At 70.8% G+C, this 12,402-nt stretch carries 15 protein-coding genes; 7 read left to right on the top strand and 8 right to left on the bottom strand.

Features of this window, described 5'->3' with window-relative positions:
- Positions 1-32: 32 nt before the first annotated feature.
- Both AB0E78_RS11795 and AB0E78_RS11790 read right to left on the bottom strand, forming a co-directional pair.
- Positions 33-593, bottom strand: coding sequence for a DoxX family protein (locus AB0E78_RS11795; protein ID WP_361830833.1), 561 nt, complete (start codon positions 591-593; stop codon positions 33-35).
- Between the two features lie 85 nt (positions 594-678).
- Positions 679-1,089: a hypothetical protein gene (locus AB0E78_RS11790; RefSeq protein ID WP_361830831.1), complete on the bottom strand. Its 411-nt coding sequence runs from the start codon at positions 1,087-1,089 to the stop codon at positions 679-681.
- Positions 1,090-1,209: 120 nt separating this feature from the next.
- On the opposite strand from AB0E78_RS11790, the gene AB0E78_RS11785 reads away from it, so the two are divergent.
- Positions 1,210-1,578: a hypothetical protein gene (locus AB0E78_RS11785; protein ID WP_361830828.1), complete on the top strand. Its 369-nt coding sequence runs from the start codon at positions 1,210-1,212 to the stop codon at positions 1,576-1,578.
- A gap of 27 nt (positions 1,579-1,605) precedes the next feature.
- On the opposite strand, the gene AB0E78_RS11780 is transcribed toward AB0E78_RS11785, so the two are convergent.
- Both AB0E78_RS11780 and AB0E78_RS11775 read right to left on the bottom strand, forming a co-directional pair.
- Positions 1,606-3,177 carry an alpha/beta hydrolase gene (locus tag AB0E78_RS11780; RefSeq protein ID WP_361830825.1) on the bottom strand — a complete coding sequence of 524 codons (1,572 nt, stop codon included), beginning with the start codon at positions 3,175-3,177 and terminating at the stop codon, positions 1,606-1,608.
- Between the two features lie 89 nt (positions 3,178-3,266).
- Entirely contained in the window at positions 3,267-4,106 is an 840-nt protein-coding gene (locus tag AB0E78_RS11775; RefSeq protein WP_361830823.1) for an AraC family transcriptional regulator, read from the bottom strand.
- Between the two features lie 125 nt (positions 4,107-4,231).
- Between AB0E78_RS11775 and AB0E78_RS11770 the strand changes: the two genes are divergently transcribed.
- The 4 genes from AB0E78_RS11770 to AB0E78_RS11755 all read left to right on the top strand — a co-directional run bounded on the left by AB0E78_RS11770 (position 4,232) and on the right by AB0E78_RS11755 (position 8,179).
- Positions 4,232-4,612 (top strand): cupin domain-containing protein, encoded by a 381-nt coding sequence (locus AB0E78_RS11770; RefSeq protein ID WP_361830820.1) that lies wholly within the window; start codon positions 4,232-4,234, stop codon positions 4,610-4,612.
- Positions 4,613-4,923: 311 nt separating this feature from the next.
- Complete coding sequence (locus AB0E78_RS11765; RefSeq protein ID WP_361830817.1) at positions 4,924-6,195, top strand: aminotransferase; 1,272 nt, start codon at positions 4,924-4,926, stop codon at positions 6,193-6,195.
- 528 nt (positions 6,196-6,723) lie between these two features.
- Positions 6,724-7,365 carry a hypothetical protein gene (locus tag AB0E78_RS11760; RefSeq protein ID WP_361830814.1) on the top strand — a complete coding sequence of 214 codons (642 nt, stop codon included), beginning with the start codon at positions 6,724-6,726 and terminating at the stop codon, positions 7,363-7,365.
- 187 nt (positions 7,366-7,552) lie between these two features.
- Entirely contained in the window at positions 7,553-8,179 is a 627-nt protein-coding gene (locus tag AB0E78_RS11755; protein ID WP_361830812.1) for a type 1 glutamine amidotransferase, read from the top strand.
- Between the two features lie 21 nt (positions 8,180-8,200).
- On the opposite strand, the gene AB0E78_RS11750 is transcribed toward AB0E78_RS11755, so the two are convergent.
- Both AB0E78_RS11750 and AB0E78_RS11745 read right to left on the bottom strand, forming a co-directional pair.
- Positions 8,201-8,809, bottom strand: coding sequence for a GNAT family N-acetyltransferase (locus AB0E78_RS11750; protein ID WP_361830810.1), 609 nt, complete (start codon positions 8,807-8,809; stop codon positions 8,201-8,203).
- 100 nt (positions 8,810-8,909) lie between these two features.
- Complete coding sequence (locus AB0E78_RS11745) at positions 8,910-9,227, bottom strand: helix-turn-helix domain-containing protein (protein ID WP_361830807.1); 318 nt, start codon at positions 9,225-9,227, stop codon at positions 8,910-8,912.
- A gap of 156 nt (positions 9,228-9,383) precedes the next feature.
- Between AB0E78_RS11745 and AB0E78_RS11740 the strand changes: the two genes are divergently transcribed.
- Positions 9,384-9,704, top strand: a complete 321-nt coding sequence (locus AB0E78_RS11740) for a putative quinol monooxygenase (RefSeq protein WP_361831736.1) — start codon at positions 9,384-9,386, stop codon at positions 9,702-9,704.
- Positions 9,705-9,738: 34 nt separating this feature from the next.
- Here AB0E78_RS11740 and AB0E78_RS11735 read toward each other — a convergent pair whose 3' ends face one another.
- Positions 9,739-10,308 (bottom strand): helix-turn-helix domain-containing protein, encoded by a 570-nt coding sequence (locus AB0E78_RS11735; protein WP_361830804.1) that lies wholly within the window; start codon positions 10,306-10,308, stop codon positions 9,739-9,741.
- Between the two features lie 70 nt (positions 10,309-10,378).
- Between AB0E78_RS11735 and AB0E78_RS11730 the strand changes: the two genes are divergently transcribed.
- Positions 10,379-11,272, top strand: coding sequence for an NADP-dependent oxidoreductase (locus tag AB0E78_RS11730; RefSeq protein WP_361830801.1), 894 nt, complete (start codon positions 10,379-10,381; stop codon positions 11,270-11,272).
- Between the two features lie 82 nt (positions 11,273-11,354).
- Here the strand turns inward: AB0E78_RS11730 and AB0E78_RS11725 are convergent, their stop codons facing one another.
- Complete coding sequence (locus AB0E78_RS11725; RefSeq protein WP_361830798.1) at positions 11,355-12,239, bottom strand: NAD(P)-dependent oxidoreductase; 885 nt, start codon at positions 12,237-12,239, stop codon at positions 11,355-11,357.
- Positions 12,240-12,402: the final 163 nt, after the last annotated feature.

Genomic DNA, 12,402 nt, shown 5'->3' with positions numbered 1-12,402 from the left:
GTGGTGCGAGGCTCGGCGTGGTCAGTCGGTGGTCAGTCGCGCAGGGCCACCAGGACGATCGCGGCCGAGACCACGCCGAGGGCCACGGCAGCGACCCCGTGGGACAGACGGTGTGCGCGCGGGATGGGCAGGAGGCGGTCCACGGCGAACCTGCCGGGGCCGGCGAGCGCCAGGCTCACGGCGGCCGTCAGCAGGATCAGGTCGTACTCGATGCCGGCGGGGTTGAAGAAGCCGTTGCCCCACTTCATGGCGATGGCATTGAGCATGATCCCGACGATGCCCGCCCCGGCGAGCGGCGTGAGAAGGCCGATGGCGAGGCCGAGGCCGCAGAACGTCTCGGTCAGACCGGCGATCGTGGCCATGGTCTTCGGCGCGGAGTAGCCCTCGCTCGCGAAGAATCCCGCGGTGCTGTCGAGGCCGGCGCCGTTGAACCAGCCGAAGAGCTTCTGGCTGCCGTGGACGGCCATGGTCAGACCGACCGCGCAGCGCAGCAGAAGGAGGCCGATGTCACCGCCGGGGTGCGCGGAGGCGTAGGGGGAGTGGCCGCCGCCCAGGACGGCGGTGGATGCACGGGTGGAAGCGGAAAGGGGCATGCGGATCTCTCCTGTTGATCGGTGAAGGGGTGATGCGTCACTGCCGACCGGTCCTGTCGGCGGGGTGCGGGTGGAGAGATCCCGTCTACGTTCTGATGACCTGGGTTCTGTAGAGGTCCACGGACGTCGCGTCCGGGGGAGAGGCACCGGGGAGTTCGGGGGCCTCGTCCCGCGGCTCGTACGACGCGGGCGCCGCCTCGAAGGTGGGCGAACTGGTCCGCTCGGGAGCCGGCAACGCCCCGCGCGGGGCCCTGTTCTCGCCCTCGTGGCAGCCACGGCCGCCGTCGCGGGCTCGGTCGCCGTCACGGCTGTGGGTCGCGCCCTCGGCGTACGGGCCGAAGGCGACGGCCCTCGCGCCGCGATCCTCGGCGGCCCTCGTGACAGCGGTGCCCGACGCCCCGTCGATCCCGAGCAAGGGGACAAGGAAGAGGACGGCCATGGCGAACAGGGCGGTGCGCACCGCCCTGCCCCGGATTCGCATCTCCCGCCTGGCCACCGACTGATGGTAGGCCAGAGCGAGCGGCGGGCACAGGAGGGGACTGCGACGAGGCCGAGGTCGGTTCCGGTTGTGCGAGGAGTCGCCGCGCGTTCCCGGTGCGTGCGCGATGCTTGGCGCATGCTGCTGCCGTCCTGTGAGAAGACCGAGCTGATCGAGGTCGTCCGGCTCACCGGCCCTGTGGTGAACGTCGGTTCGGCCGACCTGATCGGCCAGGACGTCGCGCTGTGGGCGGACGGCCAGGCCCGCGACGCACTGGCTCTACTGGCCGGGATCCCCGACGACGAACTGCACCGCTGCTTCTTGCCGGGCTGGGGGATCAGGGCCCACAGCTCCACGGGACTGCTGTTCCGCATGGCGTTCTGCTTCCGGTGCCACGGCGCGCGCCTGTGGGGTCCGGGCGTTCCCGCCGAGCAGGAGGGACTGCGGGGCTTCGCCCCGGAAAGCCCCGCAGCGCTCGGCCTGCTCCGGCGCTTCCGGACGGGCTGACGGTTCGTCGGCCGAGGAACGGGCGGGCTACCGCCGGGCGCACGTGCTGTCATGGGCGGGAAGATCGCCCGTGCGCAGATAGTCGTTGACCGCGCGGTCGGCACAGGGAACGGGGCGAAGGCCTTCGAGGCCGCGGCCGTAGACGCCGTGGGAGCGGATGTCCGCGGTGATCAGCCGGGAGCCGGTCAGCCTGCGGTGCAGGGCAAGCGCCCCGGCATAGGGGACGTTGTTGTCGTGGCGCGCCTGGAGCATCAGTACGGGCACGTTGTTGGCGATGGCCGTGCCCGGTTCGCGGGGCTCGGCGGCCCAGAACGCACACGGGGCGATCATGCCGTTGACGTAGGGGCCGAACACGGGCTGGGTGGTGCGGCTGTGCTCACTGTTCTTCCAGTACGTTTCCGGGTCCTTCGGCCAGCCGCCGGCGGGCCAGCCGCCGTCGCCGCACATGAACAGCGCGCCGCCCACCATGCTGTCCGCCAGATCGGGCGAAGCGAGCAGCTCCAGCATCGCGGCGAGCTCGGGGCCCGGCTCGACCGGCTTCCCCGCCGCCGCGTCGGCCAGGTCCCGGACGATCGCGGCCAGCACCGGATCGTTCTCCGCGTGCTGAATGGGCTGCTTCAACAGCAGCCGCAGGACGGGGGCGTTGAGGCGCTGCCCGTCGACGGTGACCGGGTGACGCTCGGCCTGCGCGAGGAGCCGCTCGACACGCGTCCGTACCTGAAACGCCGTGCGGCCCAGCCGGTACGTCGCGTGGTGGCGGGCGGTCCAGGCGGCCCATGCGTCCAGTGCTTCCTCGGCCGGTTGGCCCGCGCTCCGGAACAGTTCGTACTGGGTGGACGCCGGGTCCGTCGAGGAGTCGATGACCATGCGGTCGGTGCGGCGGGGGAACATCTGGGTGTAGACGGCGCCCAGGTCGGCGCCGTAGGAGATGCCGTAGTAGGAGAGTTTCCGCTCGCCGAGGGCGGCCCTGATCACGTCCATGTCCCGGGCCACGTTCCGAGTGGACGCGTGCGGCAGGAGTTCGGCGTTGTCGCCGTGCTCCTGGCAGCGCCGTGCCGTCTTCCGCGCGTCTCGCACGGATGCGTCGAAGTCCGCGCGGGGTGAGGTCGAGGGGCCTGGCGGGGACGGCGGGCCGGCCGGGCCGCAGGTGATCGGGGAACTCTCGCCGAGGAACCGCGGGTCGAACCCGATGAGGTCGTAGCCGTCCGCCGCTCCCTTCAACGCGGGCCGCAACGCAAGGGTGTTGGCCAGTCCGGTGCCGCCGGGGCCACCGGGGTTGGACAGCAGGATGCCGCGGCGGTGGGACGAGGACGTGGCCTTGACGCGCGAGACCGCGATGTGGAGGGTGCGGCCGCCGGGGGCGGAGTAGTCGAGGGGAACGGTCACCTTCGCGCACCGCGCTCCCGCGGCGTTCAGCTCCGTCTGCGCCTCCGGGCACGGGCCCCAGCTCAGCCGCTGCTGCTCGTAGGCCGGGGCCGGGGCCGGGCGGGTGCCACGGGAAGGGGTCGCAGTCGAAGGCACGGCTCCGGCGAGCAGTCCGGCCAGGCTCAGGCCGACCGCGAGTGAACCGACCGCGAGTGAAGGGGCGACACCGCGCATGGTGCTCCTCTGGATCATGTGGCTCGAAGAAGAGTGACCCGCGAAGACGGGCCGGAGCCGACGTTAGGAGCACGGGCGGTGACAGAACATCAGGTCACCTGGCCGATGCCTGCGGGGGCTACCCCCCCGCCCCGCCCGTAGCGTCCGGGTGTCGTCCCCACGTGGCGCGCGAAGTGCCGGTTCAGGTGGGCCTGGTCGTGGAAGCCCACGGCGGTGGCGACCTCGGCCGGGCGGTGGCCGTCGAGCAGGAGCCGGCGTGCGCGGTCGATGCGCGTGCCGGTGAGGTAGGCGTGCGGCGGCAGGCCGTAGGTCTGCCTGAAGCAGCGGATCAGGTGGGTGGGATGCGCGTGCAGGATGGTGGCGGCCTGGTGCAGCGAGAGCCCGGTGGCTGTCCGCGCATCCAGCAGCTCTCGCAGCCCGGCCGCGAGCCGGTTCGCCTCACGGCCGGGAGCGCGGGGCCGCAGCGCGTCGAGGTGGACGTGGAGCCGCTCACGGATGAGGGCGAGACGTGACTCGGCCTCGAACGCGTCTCCCGCGTGGCCGAGGGACATGTGGAGCTGGTGGATCCGATGGCGCAGCAGGGCGTCGTCCAGGACCGGGCCGTCCACCGCACCGCCGACCAGCCTGTGGGGGAGCACGGAGTCATCGAGGTAGAGCACGCGTTTGCGGAAGCCCGATGCGGTGACCGTCCGCCCGTCGTGCGGCACACCGGGAGGCAGCAGAAGCACACGGGCGGTGCTGGTCACGTCGTGGCGGCGGCGGTCGAGCGCAAAGTCGACCGCCCCCTCGTCGAGGATCATCAGGTCCCACGTGTCGTGGGTGTGCGCCGGATACGCGTGGTCGGTGAAATGCGCGTGGAAGACCTCCGATATCCCCGCGACCGGCGGCCGCCAGGCGCTGACGGACGTGCGGGGGCGCTCTCCGTTCATGCCAGGAACGTACAAGACCGGCGAAGTCCCGCGGCGGGAGGCTCATGGCACAAGCCGGACAGCGCGGGGCCCTCGGATTGACGGGTCCCGGGCCGCCGGTCACGAAGGGAAGAAGCGAGGACCGCATGTCCGAGAAGCCCAAGAAGTCCGTGCCCGTCAACATGGCCGCGAAGCTCGCGGAGTTCAGCGAGCTGTGGTCGCAGAAGACGGTGGCCGTCCTCAACGACTACGAGGTCAAACTGGCCAAGCTGCACGGCGAGTTCGTCTGGCACAGCCACGAGGACACCGATGAACTGTTCATGGTCCTCAGCGGGCGGCTCACCATCCAGCTCAGGGACGGCGACGTGGACCTGGCCCCCGGCGAGCTGTTCGTCGTCCCCCGCGGCGTCGAGCACTGCCCCGTGGCCGAGGAGGAGACCGCCATCCTGCTCTTCGAACCCGCCGGAACGATGAACACCGGTGACGCCGGTGGGCCGATGACCAAGGCGGCCGAGCTCGTCGACTAGGCAGTTCGGGAAAGCTGTGTGCCCGGCATCCCCGGACCATCCGCACTTCGAGCTGCTTCAGTGAGCCTGCGTGCCCTCTGCGTGCCCCCTGCGTGCCCTGAGTGACATGCACGACAGGAGTGACATGTGCGACCACGGGGCAGGCGTCCGGCGCCGGGAGCGGGCGGTACCAGGAGAGTGACGAACGCCACCTGCCCGGACATGGGCAGGCCATCGCTTTGTATCCTCGGCAGGCAGTGCCGATACCTCCGGCGCAGGCACGGGCAGCTCACCGGCCCGGTCGGCGCCGACAACGTAAGGACACAGACACCATGACCACCGAGCTGAGCCCCGACGCCGTGACCGGGCTCCTTGAGCGGGCCCGCCAGGACTACCAGGACCTCGCGGGACGAGGGCTCTCGCTCGACCTCACGCGTGGCAAGCCGGCGCCGGAGCAGCTCGACCTCTCCGAGGACATGCTGAGCCTGCCGGGCGGTCGGCACACCTCCGCCGACGGCGCGGACGTACGCAATTACGGCGGTCTGCAGGGTCTGGTGGAGCTCCGGGAGATCTTCGCGGACGTCCTCCAGGTGCCTGCCGGGCAGCTCCTCGCGCTCGGCAACTCCAGCCTGGAGCTGATGCACGACTGCCTGGTGCACGCCCTGCTGAGCAAGGTGCCGGGAGCCGAGTCGCGCTGGGTGGACCAGGAGCGGATCGCGTTCCTGTGCCCGGTTCCGGGTTACGACCGGCACTTCGGTCTCTGCGAGCGGTTCGGGATCGACATGATTCCCGTGCCGATGACCGCCGAGGGTCCGGACATGGACGTCGTGGAGCGGCTCGTCGCCGAGAACCCGGCGGTCAAGGGCATCTGGTGCGTCCCGAAGTACAGCAACCCCGACGGTGTCTGCTACAGCGACGAGACCGTCGCCCGCCTCGCCTCGATGCAGACCGCGGCGCCCGACTTCCGGATCTTCTGGGACAACGCGTACGCCGCCCACCACCTCACCGCGGAGCCCGTCGAGATCGCCGATCTGCTCACCGCCTGCGCGGACGCCGGTAACGAGGACCGGGTCTTCGTCTTCGGCTCCACCTCGAAGATCACCGTTGCGGGTGCGGGCGTCGCCTTCTTCGGCTCGTCGCCCGCGAACCTGAAGTGGCTGCTCGCCAACAACGCCAAGCGGTCGATCGGCCCGGACAAGATCAACCAGCTGCGGCACGTCATGTTCCTGCGGGACGCCGACGGTGTGCGGGCCCACATGGAGCGCCAGCGCGCCCTGCTCCAGCCGAAGTTCGAGGCCGTGGCCCGGATCCTGGAGGCGGAGCTCGGCGGCACCGGACTCGCCCGCTGGACCGACCCCAAGGGCGGCTACTTCGTCACCCTCGAAGTGGCCGACGGCTGCGCCAAGGAGGTCGTACGCCGTGCTGCCGACGCGGGCATCGTGCTGACCCCGGCCGGTGCGACCCACCCGTACGGCGACGACCCGCGCGACGCCACCATCCGCATCGCGCCGAGCTACCCGAGCCTGGCGGAGCTCGAGCAGGCCATCGCGGGGCTCGCCGCGTGCGTACGTCTCGTGGGGTACGAGCAGAAGGTCGCCGCCTAGGTTCGCGGACGGACCAACGACAGCCGAACCGTCGCGTCAGGCGCGGCGGTTCGGCTGCCGGTCACCGGCTTACCGGCTTATGGGTCTGCCGGCCTTCGGCCGCGATCCGCGAAACGCGCATATCGGAGCAACCGGCCGACGTATGCCCCGCGTTCCCGTTCCCTCTCCTCTGCCCGGTGACGGAGTTCCGGTTCCGGCCAGTAAACTGCGCCCGCTCAGAAGCGTCGCAGGAGGCAAGGGGGAACCGTGGCACACGGGGGATATCAGGGCTGGGGACCAGGGAACGGCCAGCCGCAGGGCGGTGGTCCGAACCCGTACGGACCACCGCAACCCGGTCAGCCCGGTCCGTACCTGCCTCCGCAACCGCAGCCGTATCCATACCCGCTGCCGCCGCAGCCCGTCCGGCGGGGGCGTTCCGGATGCGCGCTCTTCTTTGTCTCGCCGCTCATCCCGTTCATCCGTTCCGCCCGCCGCCGGGCCGAGGCGATCTTCAACCAGCCCGGTGCCGGCCGCGTCGAGGATTCGCTCGTGACGAAGGTGCAGCTGGGGCGCGCGATCGCCGGTCTATCCGCAAGCCTCCTCCTCGTCTACACCTACGGGGCGGACGAGGGCTGGAGCGGGGTCGCCAATGACGGCGTCGTGAAGCTGATCCTCGCCCCGCTGCTGCTCATCTTCACCGGGCCGCTCGTCGTCTTCGGCTTCATCCGCTACGCGCCCGCAGCTCACCGGAGCGTGCTCCGCTCCCGGCTGCGTGCGCCGCTCAAGGCCGTGGGCTGGTACATCGGCATCTTGGTGGGCGTCGGCCTCGTGCTCGCGGGCAGCGCCCTGGTGCTCAAGCAGAACTACGGCACGCTCGTGAACGGCCTCATCGCTCTGGCGCTGCTCATCGGGCTCGTCTGGCTGCTGCCGTTCCTGCTCTTCGCCTCGGCTTTCGCCGCCCGCTATGCCTTCAACACGTCGAACGTGCACGCCGCTCTGCCGGCCGCGCTCACCGTCGTACTCGTCTGGGAGCTGATGCTCTCCAGCCTCGCGCTCGAAGGCGGTTTGCCGCACGGGCCTCCCCTCGCGCAGTGGTGCGCGGTCCTCGGCGGGCCGATGTCCGTGACCGCGGTGGCCCTGTGGGAACTGCACCGCATGCGCACCCGCCACGGCGTCCGCGTCCGCCACTAGACCGAACCGCACTGGGGCCGCTGGGCCCGTTCGACTCCGCTGAACCCCGTTGGAGACCCCCCATGCTCGCGCGCACCGTCCTGATCCTTCAGCACGTCGAGGTCGAGAAGCCCGGCCTCATCCTGGAAGCCCTGGACGGCAGCGGGCTCCACGTCGATGTCCTGACCTGATCGACGCGCCGGGCGCCTTGGCCCGCGATCTGCCGCCGGTGACGGAGTTGGCGGGCCTTGTCGTGATGGGCGGCCCCATGAACGCCGACGACCTGGCGGCGCACCCGGCGCTGAAGCTGGAGAGGGACCTCCTGGCCGACGCGCTGCGGGCCGGGGTTCCGACCCTGGGCGTGTGCCTGGGTGCGCAACTCCTGGCCCGCGCCCAGGACATGCCGGTGCGGTCCGGTGCCGCTCTTGGCCGGGGGAGCGAGATCGGCTGGGCTCCGCTGCGCGACGTGGACCGCGACGATCCGGTCGTCGGTCCGCTGGCCGACGCCCCTGGCGTGCTCCACTGGCACGGCGACCGGATCATCCCCGCCGACAGCACGCGCGTCCTGGCCTGGACCGACACCACGGAGTGTCAGGCGTTCCGTGCCGGGCCTGCCGCCTGGGGGCTCCAGTTCCACCTGGAGGTCACTCCGGAGCTCCTCGACGACTGGCTCGCCGACCCGTCGTTCGCCACTGAAGCCGTGGACGTCCTCGGTGCCGGTGCCGAGGACCGGCTGCGGGCCGACGCCCGTGCCGTCGTCGCCGACCTGCGTCCGCGGGCCGAGCGGAGCCTGGCCCATCTGAGGGGCCTCTTCGTGGGACGCGCAGGCCTTTAGGAACTCTGCACCTGCTGGGAACTACGGCAACTGCTGCCCGGCCGGAAAGCCGTGGGCGGAGTCGGACGCACCCGTCCGCTCACCGAGAACCATCTCGCGCTCCAGCTTGGAGGGATCGCCCTTCATCGGGACGGTCACCCCGGAGCGCGCGAATCCGAACCGCCGGTAGAACGTCTCGGCCCGCGCGTTGTCCTCATGGACGAACAGGCGCACCCGCGCCACGTCCGGCACCGACCGTGCCCACTCGACCGCCGCCTCGAAGAGCGCATCGATCACTCCGTTTCCGCGGTGCTCGGGGCGGACGAAGACGCCGACGACATGCGCCTGGCGCCGCTGAATCGCCCCGCCGAACACGTCGTCGCTGTCCGGTTCCTCGATGAGCACGCTCACCGTGCCGCTCCAGGTCCCGTCCGGGCCCTCGGCCACGAACTGGCGCACTCGCGTCCCGTCGGCTGCCCCCTCGGCCCGCTCCTGCCAGAAGGAGTCCGGCTTCGCGGCGGCCTCTTCGTACGTTTCGAGAAACGCGATCGGAGCCACCGGGTCCTTCAGCGCGGCGAGCCGCAGTTCCTTCACCTGGGGCCACTCATCGGCACGTATCGGACGGACGGCAGCACGGGAAACCTGGTTCATGCTGCCGCACCCTACGTGAACGCCGCCCCAGAGGTCTGCTGCATTTCCGCAGGTCCCCGGGATGGAGAGCGGTGCGTCGACGGGGTTGGTCCCGCGCGGCTCACTCCTCCGGCTCGGCCGCCACTACCTCCAGGAGCCCGGGGAACCGCTGCTCCACCTCTGCCCTGCGCAAGGTGGCCATCCGGCTGTTGCCGCGCGAGACCTGCTGGATAAGACCGGCCTCGCGCAGCGCGCGGAAGTGATGTGTGACGGTCGCTTTGGAGACCGGCAGCGCGAAGGAACTGCACGTGCGCGCCGTGCCGTCGGGCGCGACGGCCAGCTCGCGCACCACGCGGCGGCGCAACGGGTCCGCCAGCGCGGCGAGCACCGGGCCGAGCCGCATCTCCTCGACGGTCGGATGACCTTCGTCGTCGGGCATGCCGGGCGCCTCCCTTTGAATGCGGCTGTTAGGTACGGCTTGCATCGTACCTGCGAGCCCGCTAGCGTCCGTCCGGCATCGAGGTACGAGATAATTCGTACCTACCTGTCGGTGCGTCTACCGACGTCTGTCGAGGAGAGAACCTGCATGGGCCAGATGGAAACGCCGTTCACGCTCGTCGGCACCGCCCGCCCCAAGCCCGAACGCGCCGCCGAACTCAAGGAGCTCCTGCTCTCGTTCGTCGAGCCGACGCGGCAAGAGCCCGGCTGCCTGGAGTACCACTTCCACGAGGACCGGGACGAGCCCGGCGTCTTCGTCTTCTACGAGGCCTGGCGCTCCCAGGCCGATCTCGACGCCCACCTGGCGCTCCCGCACATGCGGGCCTTCTGGGAGCGGCGGATGGACTACCTGCGGTCCGACCTCGACATCCGCTTCCTGACCATGCACAGCCCCTACCGGCCCGCTGTCGAGGCCTGAGCGCGGGGGCGGTTCCTTGCGGGTGCCGGGATGGTCAGGTGGCCTTCCAGGCCGCCTCGACCATCAGAAAGATCTCGTCCACCGCGGCCTCCGGGTCGGGCGCCTCGCGGGCCAGCGAGAACGCGTCGATCGCGAACCTCGCGATCGCCCGGCCGGCCGTCGTGGACTGCGACAGGGCGGGATCGGCGGCGATGGCCGCGGCCAGTGACTCCGCGTGGCGCAGCCTCATCGATCCCTCGTACTCCCGCAGGGCGGGCGTTTCGTCGATCAGGCGCCAGATGGGGGCCGCGCCCTCCGCCGTGCAATGTCGCACCAGGGCGAGGATCTCGCGGTGCAGTGCGGGGATGAGCGGCTCGCCCGCCGCCCGGTCGGTGGCCGCCTGTACGAGGCGCTGCTCGAAGTCCGCGTCCAGGTCGAACACCAGGGCCTCTTTCGAGGCGAAGTGGGAGAAGAGCGTGGTGACGGCCACATCGGCCTCGGCGGCCACGTCGCGGATGCCCACCGCGTCGTACCCGCGCTCCAGGAAGAGGTGCAGGGCCGTGTCGGCGATCTTCTTGCGGGTCGCGGCCTTCTTGCGCTCGCGGCGCCCGGACAGCTCGGTCATGCCCGCACGCTAGCAAATACAAAATCAAAACGGTTATGAAAAACTAACGGTTAGTGTTACGTTCGCTCACATGAAGAGAGTGAGCTTCGCCGAGTTCGGCGGTCCGGAAGTCCTGCACCTCACCGACGCCGAGGAGCCCCACGCGGGCCCCGGCCGGATACGCATCGCCGTGCGGGCGGCGGGAGTGAACCCCGTCGACTGGAGAGTTCGTGAAGGCCAGGTCCTTGGGGCCCATCCGACCGTGTTGCCCGCCGGGGTCGGCCTGGACGCCTCGGGGACGGTGGACGAGGTCGGTGAGGGCGTCGAAGGGGTCGCGGTCGGCGACCGTGTGTTCGGTGAAGGGGCGAGCACCTACGCGGAGTTCGCCGTGCTGTCGGCCTGGGCCCGTATGCCCGAGGGCCTGACGTTCGAAGAGGCGGCCGGTTATCCCTCCGTGGTCGAGACCGCGCTGCGCATCATCCGCGAGGTCGGAGTGCGGCCCGGGCAGACGCTGCTGGTCAGCGGCGCGTCCGGGGGAGTCGGATCGGCCGTGCTGCAGATTGCCCGCGACCGCGGCATCACGGTGATCGGCACGGCGGGGGCCGCGAACCAGGACTACCTGCGCAGCCTGGGCGCTGTGCCCACCACGTACGGCGAGGGCTGGGTCGAGCGGGTGCGGCAACTCGGCCAGGTCGACGCGGCGCTCGATCTGGCCGGCTCGGGAGTGATCCGCGAGCTCGTCGAGCTGACCGGAGACCCCCAAAAGGTGATCACCATCGCCGATCTCGGTGCGCCGGAGTTCGGTGTCCGGTTCTCCGGCGTGGCCGGGAGCGTGCCCGACGCGCTCGCCGAGGCCGTCGGCCTCATCACGCGGGGAAAGCTCCACATCCCCGTCGAGAAGTCCTACGCCCTCGCCGACGCCGCGGCGGCGCACATCGACAGCCAGGCCGGTCACACACGCGGGCGCCGGGTCATCGTCGTCTGAGCCGTTTGCCGGGCGCTCGCAGGGCTCCCGCGCGTGCGGGCTCCCGCGTACTCGCAAGGGGGGGCGCGGACCGCAGTGGTGATCAGTCGCAGCGCGCCCCGTCGGTCCGGGCCTCCAGTGCGCGCAGTACGGCCACCATGTCCTCGCCGCCGTGGCCCTGCGTCACGGTCTCCTCGAAGAGGGCGTGGCAGACGTCGAGGAGGGGAGACGCCAGACCGGCCTTGCGGGCGGCCTCCGCGATCAACTGGTTGTTCTTCAGGACGTCTTTGGCCGCCGCCTGGACGGCGAAGTCGCGGGCGAGCAGTTTCGGCGCCTTCACGCGGGACACGGGGCTGGCCATCGGGCCCGCGTCCAGTACGTCCAGGAAGCGGCGCCGGTCGAGTCCGTGCCGGTCGGCGAAGTGGAAGGCCTCGGCCAGACCGGTCACCAGCGTGATCAGGAAGAGGTTCACCGAGAGCTTCATCTGCAGGGCGCCGGGAACGTGTCCGCAGTCGAACGTCTCCCGGCACATGGGCGCGAGCAGGGGCCGTAGGGCGTCCACGGCGTCGGAGTCACCGGCCAGCATGGCCACCAACTGGCCCTGCTCCGCCGGGACTCGGGAGCCGGAGACCGGGGCCTCGACGTAGCGCCCGCCCGCGGCGCGGATGTCGTCCTGGAGGCCGCCCGAGTACGCCGGTGACGTCGTGCCCATGTGGACGATGACGTGCCCGGCGACGCGCGCGGCGAAGTCCCGTGTCCCGCGCCCCAGGACCGCGTCGACGGCGCTCTCGTCGGCCAGCATGAGGATCACGACGTCGGCCCGTTCGAAGACATCGGCGGGGCAGGCCGCGATGTCGGCTCCGGCGGCGCGCAGGGGTTCGCAGCGGGCCGGGGTGCGGTTCCAGACGAGGAGGGGTGTTCCCGAGCGGGCGAGGTTGAGTGCCATGGGCTGGCCCATGACTCCTAGTCCGACGAAGCCTGCGTGCACGACGTACCTCCGCTTCCGGCCTGCTTCCGGCTCACGCGGAGGCGTCACCGACTATGACAGTGGTCATAGTAGTGCACTCTATGACGGTGGTCATAGAGTGAGTTCCTGAAGTCAGTGAAGTCAGTGAAGTCAGGCACAAGGTGACGTCGGAGAACGGTGGAGG

Origin of the sequence: Streptomyces sp. NPDC032198, assembly GCF_040636975.1 — a bacterium.
GTDB lineage: Bacteria > Actinomycetota > Actinomycetes > Streptomycetales > Streptomycetaceae > Streptomyces.
The sequence above is the reverse complement of the archived record's forward strand: the minus strand, read 5'-3'. Positions and strand labels throughout refer to the sequence as shown.

Bases quoted from the DNA above. Each gene is read 5' to 3' on its own strand.
- AB0E78_RS11795 (WP_361830833.1), bottom strand. From the start codon at position 593: ATGCCCCTTTCCGCTTCCACCCGTGCATCCACCGCCGTCCTGGGCGGC.
- AB0E78_RS11785 (WP_361830828.1), top strand. From the start codon at position 1,210: ATGCTGCTGCCGTCCTGTGAGAAGACCGAGCTGATCGAGGTCGTCCGG.
- AB0E78_RS11780 (WP_361830825.1), bottom strand. From the start codon at position 3,177: ATGCGCGGTGTCGCCCCTTCACTCGCGGTCGGTTCACTCGCGGTCGGC.
- AB0E78_RS11775 (WP_361830823.1), bottom strand. From the start codon at position 4,106: ATGAACGGAGAGCGCCCCCGCACGTCCGTCAGCGCCTGGCGGCCGCCG.
- AB0E78_RS11770 (WP_361830820.1), top strand. From the start codon at position 4,232: ATGTCCGAGAAGCCCAAGAAGTCCGTGCCCGTCAACATGGCCGCGAAG.
- AB0E78_RS11765 (WP_361830817.1), top strand. From the start codon at position 4,924: ATGACCACCGAGCTGAGCCCCGACGCCGTGACCGGGCTCCTTGAGCGG.
- AB0E78_RS11750 (WP_361830810.1), bottom strand. From the start codon at position 8,809: ATGAACCAGGTTTCCCGTGCTGCCGTCCGTCCGATACGTGCCGATGAG.
- AB0E78_RS11745 (WP_361830807.1), bottom strand. From the start codon at position 9,227: ATGCCCGACGACGAAGGTCATCCGACCGTCGAGGAGATGCGGCTCGGC.
- AB0E78_RS11740 (WP_361831736.1), top strand. From the start codon at position 9,384: ATGGAAACGCCGTTCACGCTCGTCGGCACCGCCCGCCCCAAGCCCGAA.
- AB0E78_RS11735 (WP_361830804.1), bottom strand. From the start codon at position 10,308: ATGACCGAGCTGTCCGGGCGCCGCGAGCGCAAGAAGGCCGCGACCCGC.
- AB0E78_RS11730 (WP_361830801.1), top strand. From the start codon at position 10,379: ATGAAGAGAGTGAGCTTCGCCGAGTTCGGCGGTCCGGAAGTCCTGCAC.